This window comes from Nonlabens ulvanivorans (assembly GCF_000732625.1).
Lineage (GTDB): Bacteria > Bacteroidota > Bacteroidia > Flavobacteriales > Flavobacteriaceae > Nonlabens > Nonlabens ulvanivorans.
On sequence record NZ_JPJI01000023.1, the window covers coordinates 247429 to 271378 of the forward strand.

Here is a 23950-nt window from a genome sequence, read left to right on the forward strand (position 1 = left end):
CGGTCTATGTATTATTTTTGAAGGAGTTAAATCCAAAATATAATAATGTCAGAAAAAGCTATCTTAGAAATTGATGGGAATAAATATGAATTCCCAATAATCACTGGAACAGAAAATGAAAAAGCCATAGATATTAAGGCTTTAAGAGGTGCAACAGGTGGTATTACCACAATAGATCCGGGATATAAGAATACAGGAAGTTGTGAGAGTGCTATTACTTTTCTTAATGGAGAAGAAGGTATTCTTAGATACCGTGGGTATTCCATTGAAGAACTAGCTGATAAAGCAGATTTCTTAGAAGTAGCATATCTATTGATTTTTGGACAATTGCCTACACAAGAGCAATTAGATAAATTTCATACAGACATAAAGGCAAATTCTCATGTTGATGAGGACGTAAAGAAAATTCTAGATGGTTTTCCTAAGTCTGCTCATCCTATGGGTGTGCTTTCTTCACTTACAAGTGCGTTAATAGCATTTAACCCTACATCTGTGAATGTAGATAGTGAAGAAGATATGTATAATGCGATTGTTAAGATTATGGGTAAATTCCCTGTTCTTGTGGCATGGGCATTAAGAAAACGTACTGGACAACCGCTTGATTATGGCGATGATAGTTTGGGTTATGTAGATAACATTCTTAAAATGATGTTTAAGAAACCTAATTCTGAGTATGTTGTTGATCCTATCGTTTCTCAAGCGTTAGATAAATTATTAATCCTTCATGCAGACCATGAGCAAAACTGTTCTACAAGTACAGTGCGTATCGTTGGTTCTTCACATGCAGGACTTTTTGCAAGTTTAAGTGCTGGAATTAACGCCTTATGGGGTCCACTTCATGGAGGAGCAAATCAGGCAGTCCTTGAGATGCTAGAAGGAATTAAAGAAGATGGTGGTGATACTAAAAAGTACATGGCCAAAGCAAAAGATAAAAATGATCCATTCCGTTTAATGGGATTCGGACACAGAGTATATAAGAATTTTGATCCGCGAGCAAAAATTATAAAAGTTGCTGCAGATGAGGTTCTTAATTCATTAGGTGTAGATGACCCTATATTAGATATCGCAAAAGGTCTAGAAAAAGAAGCTCTAGAGGATCCTTACTTTGTAGATCGTAAGCTGTACCCTAACGTTGACTTCTATTCTGGGATTATCTATCGTGCTATGGGTATTCCTGTAGAAATGTTTACAGTGATGTTTGCATTAGGTCGCTTACCAGGTTGGATTGCGCAATGGAAAGAAATGCGTGAAAATAAAGAGCCTATCGGTCGTCCACGTCAGGTGTATACGGGTGAGAACTCTAGATCATTTAAAGAAGTATCTGAAAGATAATATCTTAAATCATAATATTTATAAACTCTCTAGCGCGTTGTGTTAGGGAGTTTTTTATTGGATAATAAAGTTGATAAACTCATTGTCGATCTTGTAAAAAAGTGGTTGTTATATTATTAAATTCGCAATATGAATAAATTAAATCTTAATGTAATTGATGAGACGTCACGATTGCGTGCCGTTATACTAGGAACAGCTGCAAGCAACGGTCCTGTGCCTGCATTAGAGGATGCTTATGACCCTAAATCACGCGAGCACATCCTAGCAGGAACCTATCCTACAAATGAAGACATGGTGATCGAGATGGAAGCGGTAAATGCCGTTTTTCAAAAGTATGATGTTAAAGTCTATAGACCAACACACATTGAGGATTGTAACCAGATATTTACAAGAGATATAGGCTTTGTAATAAATGATGTTTTTGTTAAGGCAAATATATTACCAGACCGTGAGGAAGAAATAGAAGCAATACAGTATATCATTGATCAAATAAATCCTGATAAGGTTATTAGACCACCAGAAGAAGTACATATTGAAGGTGGTGATGTCATGCTGCATGGTGAATATATCTTTGTAGGGACTTATCGTGGTGAGGACTATGCAGATTATATCATTGCGCGCACCAACGTTGAAGCTATAGACTGGTTGAAAAAAACCTTTCCTAATAAAAAAGTCGTTTCCTTCAATTTGAGAAAAGACAACCTAGACCCTTATAACAACGCATTACATTTGGATTGCTGTTTCCAGCCGGTAGGTAACGGAAAATGCATTATTCATAAGAATGGTTTTTTACAAGAAGAAGAATATCAATATTTAGTCGATTTTTTTGGTAAAGAAAACTGTTTTGAGATTACACAAGAAGAAATGTATTACATGAATTCTAATATTTTTTCTATAGCACCAGATGTCGTTATTTCTGAAAAGAATTTTACACGATTAAACACATGGTTGCGCAGTCATGGAATAACTGTAGAAGAAGTTCCATATGCCGAAATTTCTAAACAAGAAGGCTTGTTAAGATGTTCTACTTTACCACTAATAAGAGATTAATGAAACAAATTACAGATACGGTTTTTATGGTAAGACCGGTACAGTTCCGTTTAAATGAGCAAACAGCTGTAAATAATTATTACCAAGATCAAGAGGCGCACCAAAGTATTAAAAATGATATTGCAAATAACCAGGCTCAAGGAGAGTTTGATGCTTTTACAACTGCGTTAAGAAACAAAGGGATCCATGTGATCATTATTTCAGACGATGAAAAGAATGATACGCCAGATTCAATTTTTCCTAATAATTGGATTTCTACACATCAAAATGGTGATGTAGCCCTTTATCCCATGTTTGCAGAAAACCGACGTCTGGAACGCAGACCAGAAGTTTTAGACACGCTAGAGAAAGAAGGATTTAGTATTACAAACATCATAGACTATACTAGTGCTGAGGATGAAGGCTTTTTTCTAGAAGGAACAGGTAGTTTATTACTGGATCGAGTAAATAAAAAGGCTTATTGTAGTATATCTCCACGTGCAGACGAGGAGTTATTTATAGAGTTTTGTGAAGATTTTGAATATACACCTGTAGTCTTTACAGCTTACCAAACAGTTGCAGATAAACGACTACCCATCTATCATACTAATGTGATGATGGCGCTAGGAGAGAATTATGCGGTCATTTGTTTAGACAGTATAGATGATAAATCTGAGCGTAAGAATGTATTAAAACATCTTAAAGAAGATGGAAAAGAAGTCATAGCGATAACTGAAAATCAAGTAAACGCATTTGCTGGTAATATGATGCAAGTCCATAACGAGGCAGGTGATAGGTTACTAATTATGAGTGATCAAGCTTACCAATCGCTAACTGCAGACCAGATCAAAAAACTAGAAAAATATAATGAGATATTGCATCCATCTATTGAAACTATTGAAACCTTAGGTGGTGGATCCGTGAGATGTATGATGGCTGAGGTATTTTTACCAAAATCGTAATTAAGACTCAATCGGTATAGAAAAAGGGTAGAAGTGAATGCTGCCCTTTTTATTTATCCTTTTGCAATACGCCTGATCATTCCTGCAAAAATAAAGTAGTGAAACGGTAGCATAGAATACCAGTATAATCTTCCCCAAATACCTCGCGGTCTGAATGTTGCAGTTTGATGTATTATATCATCTTCATCTATTTCAAACTCAAGCCAGGCTTCTCCAGGAACGCGCATTTCTGCAAATAGAAGTAATCTTTTCTCTTTCTTATCTGCTACTAGGACTCTCCAAAAGTCTAAAGAATCTCCTGCATAGATGGTATTTGCATTTGTACGACCACGACGTAAACCTACACCACCCATAAGTTTATCTACATAACCTCTTGTTTTCCATAAAAAAGTAGCATAGTAATATCCGTTCTTACCACCTATAGACCATATGCGTTCTAGCGCAGCATCTGGATCATCAGTTTTTAACTGTTGAGCGTCTTTTAAACAACCATAGCTAGGGACTTGTTTGTATTTATTGAGGTTAAGTTTAAATCGACCACTTACCATGGAGTCTTTCCAACTACTAGCTACTTGATTTTGCTCGATTTTAGCAAATGCCATATCTAGTGCTTCCTCATAACTGTAAAGTTGAATGCCTAGTTTTTCTCTCAAATCATTAGGTTGCGCAACTACCTCAATCGCCATGCTGTTAACTAGGTTTTGTGCTAGTTTATAAGAAGTGCTGGTAACAAAATATAACCAGTAAGAACTAAGCTTAGGAGTCATGATGGGAACGGTGATGATGTATAGTTTAATTTTACGCATCTTGGCATAACGAGTCATCATTTCCTTGTATGTCAGGACATCTTTACCACCTATGTCATAACTGTTATTATAGCAGTCTTTACGTCCTAAAACGCCTGTTAAATAGCTCATCACATTACGTATGGCAATAGGGTGCGTTTTAGTGTTGACCCATTTAGGTGTTATCATTAAAGGCAGTTTTTCGCATAAGTCACGCACGATCTCAAAAGACGAACTTCCACTACCTACTATAATTCCTGCTCTTAGTACTGTCACTGCAGCTGTTGCTGTGTAGAGAAGATCTTCAACACGCTTTCGCGAAAGCAAGTGTTTACTAAGTTTATCTTCATTAACTATACCTGATAAATAAATAATTTGCTTACAGCTGGTACTATTAATAAGTTGCACAAAATTCATCGCGCTTTCTGCTTCCATCGTGTCAAAACTTTCTGTACTACTGCTCATTGAATGAATAAGATAGTAAGCAACATCAATATTTTGCGGAAGCTCTTGATGAGGTTTTAAGTTTAAAAAATCAATTTCTATTATTTTAATTTGATCTTTAATCTCTTGTGGAACCGATAGTCGTGCTGCACTGCGCACTGCACAGATTACTTCATGATCTTGTTTGAGTAATTCATATAGTAATCTTATACCTATGTAACCATTTGCACCTGTGAGTAGAACTTTCATTTCTTAAAGATAAGGAGCAATTGTATGGTAATTCTATATGGATTTGTTAAAAGCGTTTGGCACAAAAAAACTTACCATCTTAAAATTGCTGCAACACAATTCTAAAATGGTAAGTGGTAACCTACTCTAATCAATAAAAACTTTATTCTTTTGCAGTAGTGCTAGATTTTTTTTCTGATAGTTTTGACCTGTTGTCGTCGCTATTTCTATCAATCAGCTTATTATAAGGATCGATACCAGCTTCCACAGGTTTAGCATCAACGATGATGTCAAAATTGTTGGAGATCTCAGTCACTTTTAACTTTTTCAAGTAAAGAACTTTTTCTACTCCAGTGTCCTCGTCTACTTCACCAAAAACTCCTACCTCAATATAGTCTGCAAGTGGTAATGACTGTAGTGCTTTGGTTTTACCTTCAGGTGTAAAAGTTAGGCTGTCACCAGAGATATTTTTATAAACAGATTTACCTTTCTCATTAGAACGATATTTGATTACTTGAGCATCTAGTGTTACAAGATATTTACCATCTGGTAACTCTTGATAGGTAGCGCCTTTTACCTTGTTGTTATACAAGGTAATGGTTTCAAACATATCAGTTACTAGATATTGTAATGAGTCTGGCGTTACTGCTTTAATATCATTCACAAACTCTGTTGCAACTGGATAAGGAGCTCCTTTAAATTGATGCTTTTCTGCAAATCTTTTTATGACCGCATTAAATTTCTCATCACCTAGATAGTCACTCATGGCATATAATACAAGTGATCCTTTTTGATAATGGATATACTGCTGATTTTCATTATACATCAATGGATTCTCTTTAATTTGCTCTACAGTTCTACCTAGTAGGTAACCATCCATCGCATCTTTAAGGAATTTGCGCATTTGCTCTTTACCGTTTGCTTTTTCAAGGACTTTAAGAGAGCTATACTCAGATAAACTTTCAGAGAGTAACGTTGCTCCTTTTGCATTTGCACCTATCACTTGATGTGCCCACCACTGGTGTGCGAGCTCGTGAGCAGTTATACTAAATGGGTAATCAACGGCGTCATTATCCTCATCATCAACATCTGCTATAAAACCTATCGCCTCACTAAAAGGAATCGTATTTGGGAATGCTTGTGCAAAACCACCACCAGTTCTTGGGAACTCGATAATACGAGCCTGTCTGTGCTGATATGGTGTATAATTATCGTTATAATAATCTAGTCCTTCTTTTAAACCACTCATCATGCGGTCGACATTATAGTCATGATCTGGATGGTAATATATTTCTAATTTCACACCATCATGCTCGTCTCTCTTAACATCATAACGGCCGCTTAAGAAAGCATAGAAATTGAGGATTTTAGAATCCATTTTATAGTTATAATATTTACGTCCATCTTCTTCCCATTCTTTAATGAGATATCCTGGTGCAATGGCGATTTGATCACTTGAAGTACTAACCGTTGCTTCAAAATCTATCCAGTCACTATTACCACCTATGTAATTATTATCTCTTGCACCTGGAGTATCTGGTGCTGGAAGACGATCTTTAGGTTCTAGATTATACTTTTTACGTACTTGAGTATTGCGTATTTCAAATTGATCACTATATCCAATGGATGGGAAAATACTGTTATTAATAAAAGTACCATTATCCACCACAGGTGAGTTGTTGTCAAAGAAAGTATTCGGCTTATTCTCAGTCTCAAACTTCATGATTAAAGTATCACCTGGTTGTAGCGCCTTTTTAAATTCATACATGCGGTAATTGTAATCCTCAAAATCTTTGACGATATCACTTTCTAGATCTAGAGTAATTTCTGTAGGTCTATCTGGATAATTAACATGTAAGGTGTCAATAGCAACATCAGTTTGGTTAACTAGTGTGTAAGTAGCTCCAGCTTTAAAATCACGAGTGTCTGGAAAGATATCCATAAAGGTATTTACTGCAATTAATCGAGGTTGAGGTGCTTTACCGTACTTACTCAAGTCCTTTTCATAATTTACTTGTAGTTCCTCTTGCTCTTTACCAGAGATTTGTTCATTGTCTAAATTATTAACTTTCCATATATAACCACCTATTGCAAAGAATCCTAGTAAGGAAACGGCCATTACAGCGATGATTGATTTTGACAATCGTGCTTTTGCAAATGCAATACGTTCTTTCATAGAAGTTCCCATACCACGACGGTAGAATAATACCGCAAGAGCAAATAATGCAATACCTAATAGCATCCAATAAACTCTATAAGTAAAGTATTTCCCTAATCCACTTCCATATCCGTTCATGTCACTAGGACTAGGTGAACCAGCACCTTGATTAAATATAAACTGTCCTTGTTCTACACCTATAGCTCCTAATAGTGGAGGAATACCTATGGCAAGAACTAATAATACTATTAAACCAACCCATTTATTTTTAATCAGTGTGTGAATTAATAAAGACATCATAATCCAAGGAATGAAATCCCAGATATTAATTACATAAAGGTCAAAAAGGTATAATGGTAACTCAAACTCAAAGAAACCGTTATAAGCCTGAATGATAATACCACTCAAGATCACGATCAATAAAATGGTTGCTACCATGACTACCATAGCTATAAACTTCGATAATAACATGGTCCAATTTCTGGTAGGTGTAGCATCTACTAATTGATTAATATGAGCTGCTTTTGCGCGATCCATTATTAGTCCAGTATATAAGTATATCAATAGGTAAGCAAACGTACTGAAGATACCACCTGCAAATTGAAGCATTACCCAAGTTTTAGGCAAAATATCAGTTCCGTACTGCTGTCCGGTAATTAACATAGTCAATAATGAGAACGCAAATGCAACTGAAGCTATAATTATAAAAGGCCATCCTTTAACAATGTATGCGATATCAGATTTTGCAATAATCCATGCCGTTTTAAGCTGTCCAAAGAAAGATAAATCTTGAGTAGCTGGTGGCATAACAACTTTAGTTATTGTTCCAAAGTTCTTTTTAGTGACGCGCTGTGCTTTGGTTTTTGCCAGTGATAGACTCGTCGGGTTTTGTGAAAAGTTAAACGCAAATAAAACACCGATAAAAACGAGTAACGATATGCCTAACCAGATTAACCTGTTGTAAAGTAAGGTTCCGGTAATAGGTATTAATTGAGTGCTTTGTTCTTCTGGAGTCCAGTATTTAATCTGACTATAAGTGGCACTATCACCAGTAGGCTCTAGTAATTCTACCCAGTAAGAGTCATCCATAGTAGGGACACTAGATCCTGCAGCAAATTGCAATATGATCATTACCAATACAAACATAAAGCCTATATTGACATTTCTTAAAAATGCAGTAATGGCAAATACAATAGCACCATAAAAGAACACATTAGGAATAATATAAACTAAAAACGGCTGTAGATAGTTCATGATTTTAAAAGGACCAACTAACTCTTCATTGGCACCTGGTAAATAAAAACCTAAGGTGATTCCTATTAAACTAGCAATGATGATTAATAAGGTCATCGTCATACCAGCACTAAACTTTGCTAGTAAATAATTCCATTTAGTTAATGGGTAAGAATAAAGCACATTGTGCATGTTGTTCTTAAAGTCACGCTGTATTGTTCCTCCTATAATTGAAGGGATTAATAGATATGTAAGTATAGCAAAAAAGCCTAAAAGACTATAGATACCTACCGCTCCATTTAATTTAATGGCACTTGTTACAGTCACATTATCGCTATCAAAGACACCTACTGCAAGTGCAGATATTAATAATGATAATAGAAATAGAACGCCTGCGTATATGTAAAAAAGAGGTTTCTTAAACCAGGTTTTTACTTCGTGTGTATATATCGTTGAGAACATGATTAAGCGATTTCAGTTGCAGCAATAAACTTGTCATTACTCAAAGTTGTAAAGTATACGTCTTCTAGTGTAGGGTCAGCTTTCGCGAAAGCGTCACCAGGAGAAACCTCTCCGTAAACACGTACATTAAGTTTATTATCTTCATTATAGTTAGAAGAAATCACATTAAAATCTTGTTGCATTTGTTCAATTCCATCTCGTTCTACAGTAGTGGTCCATATTTTACCAGCAAGTGCAGCAGTCATTTGTTTAGGTGTTGCTTGTGCTAGTATTTTACCGCCATTGAGAATTGCCATATCAGTACAAAGTTCTTTTACATCATCAACAATGTGTGTAGAAAATATAACAATGTGATTAGTTCCTATTTCTCTTAAGACATTAAGAAAACGATGTCTTTCTGCTGGGTCAAGACCTGCGGTAGGCTCATCAACAATAATTAATTTAGGATCGTTTAATAGTAATTGTGCGATACCGAAACGTTGTTTCATCCCACCAGAATAACCTGCTACATGTTTATTGCGTACGTCACTTAAATTAGTTACTTCAAGTGCTTTGTCAACGATAGCATTACGTTCAGCCTTGCTAGTGATACCTTTAAGACTTGCAAAATAATGAAGTAAATCATGAGCGCTCATTTTAGGGTATACACCAAATTCTTGAGGTAAATATCCCAGTGTCTTCCTGAATTCAATTTTATTATTTAAAATATCTAATCCGTCTAGGTGTATGCTTCCAGAATCTGGTGATTGCAATGTAGCAATGGTACGCATCATAGAGGATTTACCAGCACCATTAGGACCTAGTAGGCCGAACATTCCTGCGTTAATATTAATAGTTACATTATCTAACGCTTTAACGCCATTAGGGTAAGTTTTAGAAACATTTTTAAGGCTTAGTATCATAATAAACAGTTCTTGAATAATTGGTTTTAAGTGTTAGTACTTTGAAAAAGAGATTTGTTACAGTTGTATGAAACTTTTCTCTTTCTGATTTCTTTAATAAGGTTTAGTTTAGAAGATTAATAAATTGATCCAACAGTGATAATAATACTTCTATATTTTTTTCTTTTGATAATAATTTTATTTCCTCTTGGAATAGGGACTAGTAAACTATTGTCAATAAAGGTTAAGTTACCTTTAGATATAGTTCTATTAGGATTGGTTACAATCACGATTTTTTCTAGCCTCTGGATGTTTTTTCTACCATTAGCTGGTTTATGGTCATTTTCATTGATTTTTTTATCAACTGTTGTGTTTTTTTATAATAGAGCTGAAGTTTATGAGCAATTGAAAATATCTAAAAATAATATTCTCAAGCTTTCTTTTCTCAATAAGTTAACCTTGCTTTTTACACTATTGGCAATTGTTTATTGCACATCGTTGCCAGCTTACGTAATTGACAATGAAAGTTATTATATTCAAACGATAAAGTGGTTAGATAAATATGGTCTTGTAAAGGGGCTAGCTAATTTACATGTCTACCTAGCCCAACAAAGTGGTTTCCACATATTAGAAGCGGCTCTTAATTTTGATAGTGTATATGATAGATTTAATGATTTAAGTGCTTTCTATTTATTGATAGGTGTAGTTTGGAGTTTGGAGAGTGACATTAATGATAACTATATTTTGAAATACTATCGTAAGGGATTGGTTGTTTTATCCTTGATTTGCTTTACGTTTATAAGTACTCCTAGTCCAGATACAGCTGTTTATGTTTTAACTTATATACTCATTTATAAATTCTTGAAATTATGGCATCATTGGGATGAAAAAGAATTTATCATTTTGACGTTCTTTTGTTGTCAGATTATTTATTTTAAAGTCATCATGGTGTTGCTATCTATTTTAGTAATTATGATATGGTTAAAATATTATCAGGTTAAAAAGAACGTAAGCTGGATGCTTGTTGGACTACTTTTTCTAAGTTTATTTATAGGGAAAAATTTAGTTGTCACCGGTCTTCCGTTATTTCCCTTAGATTATGGGATTGTTACAGAGACAGTATGGGAGTTGCCTCTAAGCGTAAGTAATTTTTACAATGGTATAACTAAAGCACAAGCTTTTGGTGTCTCTCCAAAAGTGATTACTGAAATGAACGCTTTTGAACTTAGCCAATCTTGGTTTTTTCATTCAGGATTGGAAGGTTTGCTCAATAAAATTTTACTATTGAGTATATTAATTTCATTTATATTTCTTATCACTAAAAAAGTAAAGCCGGCTATTAAATCCGTTATTATAGTTTTTCTATTTCACGTAGTTGTATTGTTTGTCACTTCTCCACAATTTAGGTTTTTTATTCCTTTACTGGTTCCTTCCGCGGTTCTATCGGGATTATTAATGTTTAAACTGAGTCACAAAACAGTTAATTTCTTAATCTTAACCTTTTTGTTTGTCGGGTTAATAATCGCAACTTTTACGGGACTGCAAAATAGACTTACAGATAACGATTTAATGATAAGAAATTATAATTTACATGCATTGAATTTATTGATTCAGCCAGCGCCTAAGTCTATTTATCCTAATGATTTTAAAAAAGTTACAAAAAATGAGTTGCAATATCACTCACCCTTAAATAATAGTTTCTTATACGGAACCTATGACTTACCACTTCCGGCGGTAAATGAAAGATATGTAGAGTTTATGGAGAATAAGTATCAAATTTCTATTCAGAAATTAGGAGATTCAATAAGTGAAGGGTTTAAATATGTAAAAATTAAAAATTAATCTAATTCATAAATTTCTAAAGCCGTATTAGCTTCATAATTAAAGTTGAATAAAGCAAGATTTTCCCAACTACTACCGCTTGTCTGAGAAGAACTGCCAGTATGATGTGCTACCCAATCTGGTGCCCAGTAGCAGTAACCTAAACCCTTATCGTTAGGTAAATTTTTCATCATATTATGAATACGTAACATAAAGGTTCTTTGCCCAACTGGTGTTGCAGGATATGAAGCGATGAGTTGATCTTGTAACCCTACAATATTATTAGTATTGTCATCCCAGTTCAGAGTAAATGGATAGGCTGTTTCAACAATCATAATCTTTTGAGAAATACCGATAGCAAATGATTGTAGTTGATTCTCAATAAAATCGATATCATTATTATGCCACCAGGGATAATAACTTAAACCAGCAATGTCAAAATTTACATTATGAAATACTAATTGCTCGTAAAAAAAATCAGCGCCTTCTATACCTGCATGATGAATCATGATTTGAGATTCTGGAGAAGCTAGTAATACTCCTTCAATAGCAGCTTTAGTGAGTTGAATATAGTTATCCCAATTTTCACCACCAGAAGAATATATTTGGCCCAATGGCCATAACATCCCATTATTAGTTTCATTACCTATTTGTACTATCGCTGGTGAAGTGTCTTGAAGAACTAGCTCTTGTAAAACATTTTGCGAATAATTTTTAATGCTTTCGGTCATTGAGGTAATGTTCTGTGTTGCCCATACCATAGGTATATCTTGTGATCCTGGATCTGCCCAATTATCTGAGTAATGAAAGTCTAGTAAAAAATCCATGCCTTGCGCTTTAGCCTTCAACGCTTGATCTTTTACAAAATTGAGGTTGTAAAGACCGCTTGTATTATTAATCCATAAACGTATACGTACTAAATTAACACCGCGACTTTTTAGGTAAGCATAATTATCAACGATATCTTGACTATTCTCATCTTTAAAAACTACTCCATCTGACTCTATTTCAGGTAAAAATGAAAGGTCCATTCCTTTATAGAATTCAATAGATTCTGGTTCTGGTTGCCTGTCATTATCATTAGTAGTACAAGAGATCAATAATAGAAAAACCAGAAATGGATAAAAGCATTTTTTCATAAGTGAAATATAGGGTTTACAAATCATCTACATATTCAAATCCAGTATCACCTTTTTGCTGACTTACTTTTTTGAAAAAATCATGAATAGGTTTGCGGTTTGCTTTTACCTTAACAAAATAATTATCTCTGTAAATACTGTATTCTTCGGCACGACCTTTATAAACGTTAAGCTTATAATAGGGAATAGGTAGGGCATAGGTCTGCAGTCTAGAACGAAATCTGACTATGATTCCTTTTTCTCTTAATTCGATATTGCACACGTTAAGACTGTTATCAACGACTAGCAAGTTATGAATCTGTATGCTAGAAGATGTAATATGTAATTTAGGAGAACCACTGCCGTTGAGTTTCCACCTTTGGCGCAAGCTTAAAACTTTGCCTACGTCATTTTCAATAAGACGTCTCGTTTCTGGGTCGTTATAGGATACATTATACAGCATATTCTAATAGTCTCAAAAGTTCCTTAAGCCTTTCATAATCCTTATCTTTGCAAGCTTAAATTTGTAACCATGACGCTTAACAATCAACTGGAAACTGCTGTAAAAAACACTGTTGAACAATTATTTTCTGTAAGATTAGAAAATGTGGAGATCACGCTTACGCGAAAAGATCAAAACGGAGACCTTACGGTAATGGTATTTCCTATGTTAAGACATATCAAAGGTAATCCTGCTGTCATAGGTGAACAAATAGGCGCAGAGCTAGCAAAAACAGACTTGATTACATCTTACGAAGTGATTAAAGGGTTTTTAAATATCACCGTAGCTCATGAAGTATATCTTAAAGACTTTAATGATATCTTATCTCAATCTGATTATGGTAAATCACCAGTAGATAAAACAAAGTCAGGTGTGATGGTAGAGTACAGTTCACCTAATACTAATAAGCCACTGCATTTAGGACACGTGCGTAATAATTTATTAGGTTACTCTGTAGCTCAAATAGTAGAGGCTACAGGACTTAAAGTGAATAAAACCCAAATTATCAATGATCGTGGTATCCACATTTGTAAATCTATGCTGGCTTGGGAACAATATGGTAATGGAGAAACTCCAGAATCTACAGGATTGAAAGGAGATAAACTGGTTGGGAATTACTATGTGAAATTTGACCAAGAGTATAAAAAAGAAATCGCAGCTTTGATAGACGCTGGTAAAACCGAAGAAGAGGCGAAAAAAGAAGCGCCATCACTTATTGCTGCTCAAGAAATGCTCCGCAAATGGGAGCAAGGTGATGAAGCTGTAGTTGCTTTATGGAAAAAAATGAACGGTTGGGTATATGATGGTTTTGAAACTACTTATAAAAACCTAGGTGTTGATTTTGATAGTTTATACTATGAAAGTAATACCTATTTACTTGGTAAAGATGTAGTTCAAATAGGTCTAGATAAAGGCGTGTTTGAAAAAGATCCAGATGGTTCTGTATGGATTGATTTGACTGATGAAGGACTGGATCGTAAAATTGTATTACGTTCTGATGGAACAGCGGTTTATATGACCCAAGATATAGGAACAGCTATACAACGTGTAAAAGATCACGATATCAACTCTATGGTGTATACTGTAGGTAATGAGCAAGATTATCATTTTAAGGTGCTTTTCTTAATTCTTAAGAAACTAGGATATGATTGGGCAGATAACCTTTATCATTTAAGTTACGGAATGGTAGAGTTGCCGTCTGGTAAAATGAAATCTCGTGAAGGAACTGTGGTAGATGCAGACGAGCTCATGGAAGAAATGACAGATACTGCTCGTGAGATTGCACAAGAACAAGGCAAGCTAGAAGGAATGAGCGATGCCGATAAGGAAGATCTTTATAAAATGATTGGACTAGGAGCATTAAAGTATTTCATGCTTAAAGTTGACCCTAAGAAAAGCATGATGTTTGATCCTAAAGAATCGGTAGATTTTCAAGGAAACACCGGACCTTTTATTCAATACACACATGCACGTATTAAGTCTATCTTAAAGAAATCTGGATTTGAACAAGGCGATTTAAAAGTAGCAACAGACTTAGCATTAACAGATAAAGATGCTGCTGTCATTAAATTATTACAACAATATCCAGAAACTATTGAAGCTGCAGCCAGAAATTATAGTCCTGCGCTAGTAGCAAATTATGTATACGAATTGGTTAAAGAATTTAATTCATTCTATCAGAACGTTCCTAAAATCGTAGAGGAATCAAATGTAGATATGAAGCAATTCCGTTTACTATTATGTTTTAAAACGGCAGCGGTAATAAAATCTGCTTGTGGATTGTTAGGAATAGAAGTTCCTGAACAGATGTAGAGATGTAGTCTTTGAATTCGTAAGCCGTGAGTTTTTAAATTTCAGAACTCAATTTGAAAATAAAATTATAAGTATTTAATCTATCATTCCGAACTCGTTTCAGAATCTGCCCATGATAGAAACGAAAGACTGTAGATGCTATTACCCAACGGCTTCGTTAAACCAGACGCTGAAAAAATTTAGTATGACGGATTTCAAAAAGAGACTTCCTGATGAGGACTACAAAACTCAGGACTTACTTCAAAGCATCCATTTTTTTGCCAATTTCTTCAGCTTTGGCAAAAGCAGCATCTGCAGCAGATCGATCTGAAGTTGATAGTCTGTGAAAATCTCCCATGAGTTTTTTATACTCATCCTGTAATTTCTCTAACTCACTTTTCTTTTTAAATAATCCAAACATAATAGTCTTTTTAGTAAAGTCGGAAAAGTTTTATTTCATTACTCTTTGAAAGCTCCTATATGCCACAATATATTACTAGGGTCATGAAGAAAGAACTCTTGTCCCCAATCATACTCCACCATTCCTTTAAGTTTAATGGTAGGGAATTGTTTCTTTAAATCTAGAGATTTCAAGTAACTTAAAAAGCCTGCTGGATCATTAACCTCAAGAAATAACATCGTGTTGTCTATCCAATCTTTAACCTGAGAATCTTGAAGATAGAAACTACAATTTCCTAGTTGACAAACACTCATGTTAGTCGCTATGGAAGTCACTTGAAATCCTATGGCTTTATAAAAAGCAATAGATTCTGCATAATCATTGCAGCCTATAAAAGGTCGTATGTACTTAGCTAGTAGATTTTGTTGCATAGAATATTTGAAAATATATGTTTTACCTGAACAAAAATGATAATTATCATTACTTGTGATTCTAAATTTAAATAATTTAGCGGCTCATCTATTAAATATAATATAAGTGACTTATAATCAGGTTTATAAAAATTGGAAGCGTCTTTCTAAAGAAACTATTGATCAGCACATTTTAGAGGCATTATCTCAAAATATTAATTATTATGATAGTTTAAAAATGGGTGTGCCAGCATCGCATCTAGATAAGCAAGAATTTGCACCAGATTCTCAAGTGCTCGATGGCTCTACATTTCTTAAAACACTTATTAATAATCCCAATCATATAGGTGTACATACGGATACAGATTTATCAGAGCCTTATTTTTCTGGGACGCAGCGATTAGAAGCTGAGGTTATTAAAATTATTGCCGAAGATATTCTCAAAGCACAGTCAGATACTATTGATGGCTATGTCTCCTCAGGTGGTACAGAAGGTAATATTCAAGCCATATGGGTATATCGCAACTTATTTAATGAGACTTATGCATTAGAAAAAGACTATAGTTCTATAGCTATTTTATGTAGTGAAGATGCTCATTATAGTATGGATAAAGCAAGCAATCTGTTAAATATTAAACTTGCTAAAGTTAAGGTTGATTCAGAAACTAGAGCCATCGATTCAACAGATCTTAAAAATCGATTAGAGGTATTACAATCACAAGGTGTTGATAAGCTGATACTGGTTTGTAACATGATGACGACTATGTTCGGTTCTGTAGATTCATTGGATGACTATATGGCTGTTATCGCACAGTATCCTTCCATGACGGTTAAAGTTCATGTAGACGGAGCATATGGTGGCTTTTTCTTGCCATTTACAAATCCAGATCAACCATTGACCTTTAATGATGATCGTATAGATTCATTTACGCTAGATGCACATAAGATGTTACAGGCGCCTTATGGTACTGGAATTTTTGTAATCAGAAAAGGATTACTCAAATATAGTCTTACCGATAGTGCACAGTATGTAGCAGGTATGGATTGTACACTTGTAGGTAGTCGTAGTGGCGCAAATGCCATAAGTATTTATAAAATTTTAATGAATTATGGACCGTATGATTGGGCAGAGCGCATGCTGGCGCTAGCTGCTCGCACGACGCGATTAAAAAATCATTTGTTAGAGCTTGATGTAAAACTCATTCATTTTGAGGATAGCAATATTATTACCATCCATCGTGATTTTGTTACACCTATGATTGCTGTTAAATACGGACTTGTACCAGATAATCATAACCATCCAGAGTGGTTTAAAATTGTTGTAATGGATCATGTAAAGGGTGATAAAATCACACAGTTTCTTATTGATTTTAAAGAAAGTATTACGGTAAATGATGTGTAGCGACGATTAGTTTTAGAATTACGCTTTCGCGAAAGCGTCATCTTATCAACCTAACAAATTGTAAATAAATGGAGGAATATCATAAATCATCAGGTCTAGATGGAAAATTTAACCCTTTAAATGAATTACAAATAGACGTTAAAGACTTTGTGATTCGTGCGGTTAAAAATCAGGCGATTATCATAGATACTCGTCGTGCAGATCATTATGCAGACGCAGCCATACCTGGTAGTATAAATATAGGGTTGAATGGTACTTTCACTAGTTGCTTAACTGCTGTAATCCCTAATTTGAATCAACCTATTTTATTAGTTTGTGATGATGGCACGGCGATAGATGTTTTAATGAAATTATCTCGAGCAGGATTCAATAATTGTATAGGTGTTCTTCTCGGAGGTTTCAACACATGGTTAGATTCTGGAAGGCCTATAACTAAAACTTCGCGCATTGTTAATGACGAGTTTTTGAAAATGATTAAAGAACAAGACACTGTTTTAATAGATGTACGTCATAAGAGAGATTATCAATTAAATCATATAAAAGGAGCTAAACATTTATCCTTACATGAATTAAATACTGAAGCCAAAGCCATGGATAAGGAGGCAAGATATATTTTATATTGTGTAAATGGATATCGCAGTATGATTGCGGCTAGTATTTTAAAAGGTCACAATGTTATTGATGTACGTGATTTAATAGGTGGAATAAATGCGCTTAAAGATCCTAAAGCAGCTTAAATATTGATTTTATAAACCTTAAAACCATTAGTGACATGAATAATGAAAACAAGACTTCAAAATGTTTAAGCTGTGTATGTACCGGCTGTGATAACTTTAAAAATAATACCGAAAAAGAAGCTCAATTAAAACAAGAAGAATCTACTTCTCAAACTTCCAAGCAATAAAGCGACTCTTTTTATTCCCGCTATTCATAGGCACTATCTTATAGGTAGCCTTTAATTTGGTAAGTTGTTTTTCAAGTTTAGGTAAGTTTTCTTTACGAGATATTAAACTGGTAAACCAGCCCACTTGTGCTTTGAAAGCAACACTTTCTTTGATCAGTCTTTTTACAAATAATGCCTCGCCACCATTACACCATAATTCGTGAGATTTACCGGCAAAATTGCGATCACTCACGTCGTTACCTAGGTTTTTATTTTTGCGCTGGTTGGCCTTAATAGCTTCATCTTCGCTACCGTAAAAAGGTGGATTACACATAGTAAAGTCATAAAGCTCTTGAGGCTTAATGATATTCTTTAATATAGAACCACGGTCTTCTTGAAATCTCAATTTGATGTTAGAAATTTTACGTGATTTAGGCATGGTAATTTTCTCTTGCAAGGATGTTGCAAAATCATAGCTTTCTGGATCAACTTCACTACCTACCATTTTCCAATTGAAAATAGCAGTTCCTAGAATAGGGTAAATCATATTAGCTCCAGTACCTATGTCTAAACCTGTGATGTTTTTTTCTCCTACTAAATCTGCTAGATGCAGTATGTAATCTACACGGCTAGGTATCGGCGGACTTAAATAATCGACTGGTAATTCCCAGTGATTAACACCATAATGCTCCTTGAGTAATGCGCTGTTTAAAGCAAGTACAGAGGCTGGATTAGTGAAGTCTATACTTATATAGCCATCTTCTTTTGTAATGAAATGAGACTTCAGATCTGGATATGATTCTGACAGCAAGTCGAGATCATATCCATGTTTATGTAAATTATTATCATGCATGACTGCAAAGATAAGATAGTAGATGCTCTTAAATATTAAAGAGCTGTGTTTCTGGTAGATTAGTTTGATTAATGACTGGGTAAATAAGTAAGTTTAAGATTGTTGCTAGCCCTGAAAAACCAATTGTTTAACAGCACGTTACCTGAGTCATTTCCATTACCTTTGCAAAAATCATTTTCATGAAGAATTTTGAGGAACTAAATCTGGGAACACCATTGCGCAATGGTATTAACGATTTAGGTTTTACAACAATGACACCTATTCAAGAGCAGGCTTTTCCGGTTATTTTATCGGGTAGAGATATGATAGGTATTGCACAAACTGGTACTGGTAAAACACTGGGCTATATGTTGCCATTGCTTCATGAATTAAAATATGCAGACACTTTAGATCCTAGAATGCTTATTCTAGTTCCTACTAGAGAACTAGTTGTTCAAGTTGTTGAGCAAATTGAAGCTTATGCTGCTTATATCAATGTAAGAGTATTAGGTGTTTATGGTGGTACTAACATCAATACACAAAAGAAAGCGGTAACAGATGGAGTGGATATTATTGTAGCAACTCCTGGACGTTTATATGATTTAATTGTTGCACAAACGGTGCGATTAAAGAATTGTAAGAAGGTAGTTATTGATGAGGTGGATGTGATGCTAGATCTAGGTTTTAGATTTCAGTTAACTAATATCTTTGATCATTTACCTGTAAAGCGTCAGAACATTATGTTCAGTGCTACTATGACGGATCAAATAGAGGATTTTATAAAATCTTATTTCTTTAATCCAGAAAAAGTATCTGTAGCAGTAAGTGGTACGAGATTAGAGAATATAGAGCAAACTTGTTATCCAGTAGAGAACTTTTATACTAAAGCTAATCTTTTGATGGACCTTCTTACAGATGAGGAGGAATTTAGAAAAGTACTGGTTTTTGCTGGTAATAAAAAAAGTGCAGATCGTTTACAAGAGTACATGCTAGAACGATATGGTGATGAAATTGCAGTTATACATTCTAATAAAACGCAGAATTACAGATTGCGCTCTATTGAACTTTTTGATACTGGAGAACGTCGTATATTGATAGCGACAGACGTTATGGCGCGTGGATTAGATTTAGATAAAATATCACACGTAATCAATATAGATGTTCCTTCATTTCCAGAAAATTATATGCACCGTATAGGTCGTAGTGGACGTGCAGAGGAAAAAGGTAAAACTATCTTGTTCTACACAGAGAAAGAAAGAGAAGATAAAGAAGCTATCGAGGCATTAATGGATTATAAAATTCCAGAAATTCCTTTCCCAGAAGAAGTTGAAATTTCAACTCAAAAAACACCTGAAGAGAAACCAGTCGTGCGTGAGATTTTCAATCCTCATAAAATCATTGAAGAAGAACGTGGAGCATCTTTTCATGAGAAAAGCGAGAAGAATAAAAAAGTGAATTTAGGTGGTAGCTATCGTAGGGAAATTGCAAAAAAATATAAGAAACCCAAAACACGTGGTGATAAAATCGCAAATCGCCGTAGAAAAAAATAAATCATAAAAATGCCCCTTAAGAAAATATGCTTAAGGGGCATTTTTTATTAGAGATATTACGATTATTCAATAATTGTAATTGTTTGTGTTTTCATAGTCATTTTCATTTCTTGTGGCATCGTATCCGATTTCTTAATAACAATGTTACCATCTAATTCTTGTTTTATAGATGCATTAGTAATCCAACCTGTTTCTTTGTCTATCGTGTAAGTTCCAGAACTAGGACCAGAAAGACTGTAGTTAGCTTCCATACCATTAAGATTAGTACTTGAATTATCTGGAGTTTTTAAAATAGCCGTAGAGCTTATCATATAAGAATCCTCGGATACGCTTTCTAATTGAAAGCTGCTACTAGCCTCAAAAGAAGCTATAGAGTTCACCGTTATGGTTTGAAACCAAGAATCACCTACAGCGACTTTTTCTTTAGGTAAAATAGCGGTTAATTGCTGGTAGTTAGAGCTCTGTTTTTCTGCATCCATTTCTTTTTTTAAAGCTGCTTCTACTTGTAATAATTGCATTTGAGGCATTTCTACATCATCAGTTAAACCTTCCATTTGACTACTATTATCAAAGCTCAAAATCTCACCATGCTTATTCATGGTTATTTTGATAGGTTGTTTAATCATATTTTTAAAAATAGTATTCATCGAGTTAGACGCAGGACCATCAGATGATATTAATTCAGTCCCCATAGGTGATTTGGTTTCGCTTGACATTTTTTTAATTACAATATCTATATAATAAATACCGTCCTTGATATCTGTTACCATATAGTCAGTTTCTGTTGTGATAATGGTTGTGATTTCTTGAGGCATTCCATTAACAACTTGCTGTTGCTCACTAGTCACCATTTGATTTTGTGGATATGACTTTCCTTTTTCAAGGTTGTATACAATTTCATGCTGAGCGGTAGCTACAATACTAAAAAGGATAGCAATAAAAAATAGATATTTTTTCATGTTGAATTATTTTGTTCGGCAATATAATATAGGGAAGGTAGAATATTGGTTTTTTAACGATTACATAACGATAATCTAAAGATAAGTCAGTTCTTGGTCAATAATTATTATATTTTTGCGGCAAAATTATATTTTCTTGAAAAAGCAACTGATTTTAAGCTTGTTATGTTTGTTTATTTTCGCTTTCGCGAAAGCGCAATCAGTAAATACTTCTTATTTATGTCTAGCAAATGGTGACATCGTACTGGCAGATTTAGGTAATTGTAGTTCCACAGTAGTGGCTAGTTATTCTTCTTCTTTCTTTGATATAGCACAAGGTGATACTGATGATACTTTGTACGGTATACGTAATGACGAATTATTTTTAATCAATGTATCCAATGGGGCAGTGACTTCATTAGGGATTTTAAACGTTGTAGGTTTTACGGGTAACTTCAGAGTTGATTCTCTAGTTAAGGAAGGACCAGGTACTTTATTAGGTGTCCATACTAATTCGCCTGGTGGACTTTTTAGGTTTGATATTGCAAGTATGACAGCTACATATATAGGTGATACGGGTTTTCCTAGTGCTGGAGATTTGACTTATTTCAATGGTAATCTTTATCTAAGTGCAGACGGTAATGATCTCGCTCTTATAGATGTCGTAAATCCGAGTAATTCTAGTCTGGTAGGGACAATTCCTGGTGTATCTGGATTTAATAATGTTTTTGGGGTAGTAACTATAATTACCGCAAATCCTTGTGCGATAAATCCAACTTTTGAATTAGTAGCGACAGGTGGAAATGATACGCGTTTTATTGATATTAATACAGCTCAAACTACCGCAAACTGCCCTAACTTAGTAAGTTCAGATATATTTGGCGCTGCTGAGGTCGCGTCTGATGTTATTTGTTCGATTAGTTTAGATATAGAAGATTCAAACGGGAATACTGATCCAGAATATTGTCAAAATGCCAATACAATTCTTAACACTACTGCAAACCCTTTAACTCCATTAGGCGTGTACTCTTATGAATGGCGTATACAAGGTCAGGCAGGTGTAGTAGGTACTAGTGCTATTTTACCTATTAATATCTCGGCCACTACCACTTACGAATGTACTATTACAGACTCGGGACGTGTGGCGCCAGATAATATAGCGACCTCTAGTATTACAGTTACTGTAAACCCAATACCATCGTGGAATCCTATTGCAAATGTTATCGCGCATGATAATTATACATTACCATCAATAACAGGAACTAATATTCCTGCAAATGCTGCATTTTATGATAATCCAGCACATACGGGCACGCCTTGGAATGCCGGTGATGTAGTTGATCCATCTTTATTTACAACTAATCCAGCAACAATATTTGTATATGGAATTGATGCAAATGGTTGTGAGCTCATTGAGCAGTTTGATATAGAATTTGTTGATGCTCAAGTTACCATTACTCCTGGAGGAATTCAAGATGTATGCGACGGTGATATGGTCACATTAACTGCTACAACGGTTCCTGCAACTCCTTATGGTAATTATAGCTTTAACTGGTCAGATACACAGGGAACAAGTTATCCTAACACGTCATCTATTACCGTAACTGTTAATGTTGCGACTACAGTTTCTGTAACTGTAAATGACTCTGGTGTAGAGAACGGAACGGATATGGGGTTTGATATGACAGATTTTAATGTACTACCAGTTATTGATATAGATGATCTAGTAGATCAAAACGTGACAGGTAGTTTTACATTTCCGGCCATAACAGGAACAGGTTTAACAGGAGCTGAGGCATATTATACACAACCCAATGGAAATGGAATCATGTATAACCCAGGTGATGTAGTAACCGCAGCAGATTTTGCAGTATTGCCTATTGCTCTATACATTTATGATGATAACGGTAGTTGTAGTGATGAAGAGAGTTTTATTCTAGGTATAATGGATCCGCCTATGCTTAGTTTAACAATTAGTGCTACAGGAAATGATTTTTGCGCTGGTGAGTCTACTACATTAACTGCAACGGTGAGTCCTGCGACTGCCCAAGGTTCTTATAATTATGAATGGCGAGAACAAGGAGCGACCACTGTGCTGTCTACTGCGATGTCTTTAACAGTAATGCCAGCTGTTACTACAGTTTATGAATGTACGGTTACAGATACTGGACTAACCACAAATAATTCCACCACAGAAACATTAACTATAAATGTCATACCAGTACCAGAATTAAATCCTATAGGTTCTCAAATTGCCACAGGATCTTATACTTTTCCTAGTATCGGCGGGAATAATTTAAGTGGTAATCAGTTGTTCTATACGCAACCTAATGGATTAGGTAGTTCGTATGCTACTGGTGATGTTATCGACATTACAGATTTTATAACTTATCCAGTAACTCTATATGCTTATGATATTAATGCGTCTGGTTGTGACGATGAGATAAGTTTTGAATTGACCATCAATCTGGTAGTGGTCATCCCAGAACCTGAAGAGCCTTTATTTGTGATACCAGATTATATGACACCTAATAATGACGGTTATCACGATTTCTGGAGAATAGATATCAATAGTGCTGATGTCACAGTCACGGGTATTTATATTTTTGATAGGTATGGTAAATTGTTAAAGCAACTAGCGCCAGATGGAATAGGATGGGACGCCACTTATAATGGTAACCCATTGCCGTCTAGCACTTACTGGTATCAGTTAAAATATGAAGTTAACGGTGTTCCTACAGAGACGACAGGTTTTTTTGCAGTGAAAAGGTAACCTTGACTAACTTTGG

At 34.9% G+C, this 23950-nt stretch carries 18 protein-coding genes; 9 read left to right on the forward strand and 9 right to left on the reverse strand.

Annotation, left to right across the window (positions count from 1 at the left end; all coding sequences use genetic code 11):
- The first annotated feature begins 45 nt into the window (after nucleotides 1-45).
- The 3 genes from IL45_RS03500 (at nucleotide 46) to ctlX (ending at nucleotide 3323) form a co-directional block, all read left to right on the forward strand.
- Nucleotides 46-1332 carry a citrate synthase gene (locus IL45_RS03500; protein WP_036580371.1) on the forward strand — a complete coding sequence of 429 codons (1287 nt, stop codon included), beginning with the start codon at nucleotides 46-48 and terminating at the stop codon, nucleotides 1330-1332.
- A 129-nt stretch (nucleotides 1333-1461) separates the two neighbouring features.
- Nucleotides 1462-2382, forward strand: coding sequence for a dimethylarginine dimethylaminohydrolase family protein (locus tag IL45_RS03505; RefSeq protein ID WP_036580372.1), 921 nt, complete (start codon nucleotides 1462-1464; stop codon nucleotides 2380-2382).
- Complete coding sequence (gene ctlX / locus IL45_RS03510; RefSeq protein ID WP_036580376.1) at nucleotides 2382-3323, forward strand: citrulline utilization hydrolase CtlX; 942 nt, start codon at nucleotides 2382-2384, stop codon at nucleotides 3321-3323. The genes IL45_RS03505 and ctlX overlap by 1 nt, the downstream gene beginning before the upstream one ends.
- 53 nt (nucleotides 3324-3376) lie before the next feature.
- On the opposite strand, the gene IL45_RS03515 is transcribed toward ctlX, so the two are convergent.
- The 3 genes from IL45_RS03515 to IL45_RS03525 all read right to left on the reverse strand — a co-directional run bounded on the left by IL45_RS03515 (nucleotide 3377) and on the right by IL45_RS03525 (nucleotide 9535).
- Nucleotides 3377-4801: an SDR family oxidoreductase gene (locus IL45_RS03515; protein WP_036580378.1), complete on the reverse strand. Its 1425-nt coding sequence runs from the start codon at nucleotides 4799-4801 to the stop codon at nucleotides 3377-3379.
- A gap of 142 nt (nucleotides 4802-4943) precedes the next feature.
- Nucleotides 4944-8633: an ABC transporter permease/M1 family aminopeptidase gene (locus IL45_RS03520; RefSeq protein WP_036580380.1), complete on the reverse strand. Its 3690-nt coding sequence runs from the start codon at nucleotides 8631-8633 to the stop codon at nucleotides 4944-4946.
- Between the two features lie 2 nt (nucleotides 8634-8635).
- The gene (locus tag IL45_RS03525; protein ID WP_036580384.1) at nucleotides 8636-9535 is read right to left on the reverse strand and encodes an ABC transporter ATP-binding protein; all 900 of its coding nucleotides are present in this window, start codon (nucleotides 9533-9535) and stop codon (nucleotides 8636-8638) included.
- 135 nt (nucleotides 9536-9670) lie between these two features.
- Between IL45_RS03525 and IL45_RS03530 the strand changes: the two genes are divergently transcribed.
- Entirely contained in the window at nucleotides 9671-11356 is a 1686-nt protein-coding gene (locus IL45_RS03530; protein WP_409365910.1) for an LIC_10190 family membrane protein, read from the forward strand.
- On the opposite strand, the gene IL45_RS03535 is transcribed toward IL45_RS03530, so the two are convergent.
- Both IL45_RS03535 and IL45_RS03540 read right to left on the reverse strand, forming a co-directional pair.
- Nucleotides 11353-12474 (reverse strand): glycoside hydrolase family 53 protein, encoded by a 1122-nt coding sequence (locus tag IL45_RS03535; protein WP_036580388.1) that lies wholly within the window; start codon nucleotides 12472-12474, stop codon nucleotides 11353-11355. The genes IL45_RS03530 and IL45_RS03535 overlap by 4 nt on opposite strands.
- Before the next feature lie 16 nt (nucleotides 12475-12490).
- Nucleotides 12491-12916 carry a hypothetical protein gene (locus tag IL45_RS03540; RefSeq protein WP_036580390.1) on the reverse strand — a complete coding sequence of 142 codons (426 nt, stop codon included), beginning with the start codon at nucleotides 12914-12916 and terminating at the stop codon, nucleotides 12491-12493.
- A 69-nt stretch (nucleotides 12917-12985) separates the two neighbouring features.
- On the opposite strand from IL45_RS03540, the gene argS reads away from it, so the two are divergent.
- Nucleotides 12986-14767 carry an arginine--tRNA ligase gene (gene argS, locus IL45_RS03545; protein ID WP_036580393.1) on the forward strand — a complete coding sequence of 594 codons (1782 nt, stop codon included), beginning with the start codon at nucleotides 12986-12988 and terminating at the stop codon, nucleotides 14765-14767.
- A gap of 235 nt (nucleotides 14768-15002) precedes the next feature.
- Here argS and IL45_RS14980 read toward each other — a convergent pair whose 3' ends face one another.
- Nucleotides 15003-15167, reverse strand: coding sequence for a Lacal_2735 family protein (locus IL45_RS14980; RefSeq protein WP_036580395.1), 165 nt, complete (start codon nucleotides 15165-15167; stop codon nucleotides 15003-15005).
- Between the two features lie 38 nt (nucleotides 15168-15205).
- The gene (locus tag IL45_RS03555) at nucleotides 15206-15577 is read right to left on the reverse strand and encodes a VOC family protein (protein ID WP_036580397.1); all 372 of its coding nucleotides are present in this window, start codon (nucleotides 15575-15577) and stop codon (nucleotides 15206-15208) included.
- A gap of 106 nt (nucleotides 15578-15683) precedes the next feature.
- On the opposite strand from IL45_RS03555, the gene IL45_RS03560 reads away from it, so the two are divergent.
- Together IL45_RS03560 and IL45_RS03565 are read left to right on the forward strand one after the other, a co-directional pair.
- On the forward strand, nucleotides 15684-16958 hold the full coding sequence (locus tag IL45_RS03560) for a pyridoxal phosphate-dependent decarboxylase family protein (protein WP_036580400.1): 1275 nt from the start codon (nucleotides 15684-15686) through the stop codon (nucleotides 16956-16958).
- Between the two features lie 68 nt (nucleotides 16959-17026).
- A complete protein-coding gene (locus IL45_RS03565; protein WP_051788626.1) occupies nucleotides 17027-17695 on the forward strand; it encodes a rhodanese-like domain-containing protein in 669 nt (222 codons plus the stop codon).
- A 141-nt stretch (nucleotides 17696-17836) separates the two neighbouring features.
- Here IL45_RS03565 and rlmF read toward each other — a convergent pair whose 3' ends face one another.
- The gene (gene rlmF / locus IL45_RS03570; RefSeq protein WP_036580401.1) at nucleotides 17837-18694 is read right to left on the reverse strand and encodes a 23S rRNA (adenine(1618)-N(6))-methyltransferase RlmF; all 858 of its coding nucleotides are present in this window, start codon (nucleotides 18692-18694) and stop codon (nucleotides 17837-17839) included.
- 179 nt (nucleotides 18695-18873) lie between these two features.
- On the opposite strand from rlmF, the gene IL45_RS03575 reads away from it, so the two are divergent.
- Entirely contained in the window at nucleotides 18874-20223 is a 1350-nt protein-coding gene (locus tag IL45_RS03575; protein WP_036580403.1) for a DEAD/DEAH box helicase, read from the forward strand.
- A 62-nt stretch (nucleotides 20224-20285) separates the two neighbouring features.
- Here IL45_RS03575 and IL45_RS03580 read toward each other — a convergent pair whose 3' ends face one another.
- A complete protein-coding gene (locus IL45_RS03580; RefSeq protein WP_036580404.1) occupies nucleotides 20286-21182 on the reverse strand; it encodes a DUF6263 family protein in 897 nt (298 codons plus the stop codon).
- A gap of 136 nt (nucleotides 21183-21318) precedes the next feature.
- Here IL45_RS03580 and IL45_RS03585 point away from each other — a divergent pair, with 136 nt between their 5' ends.
- Complete coding sequence (locus IL45_RS03585) at nucleotides 21319-23934, forward strand: T9SS type B sorting domain-containing protein (RefSeq protein ID WP_036580405.1); 2616 nt, start codon at nucleotides 21319-21321, stop codon at nucleotides 23932-23934.
- The last annotated feature ends 16 nt before the right edge of the window (nucleotides 23935-23950 follow it).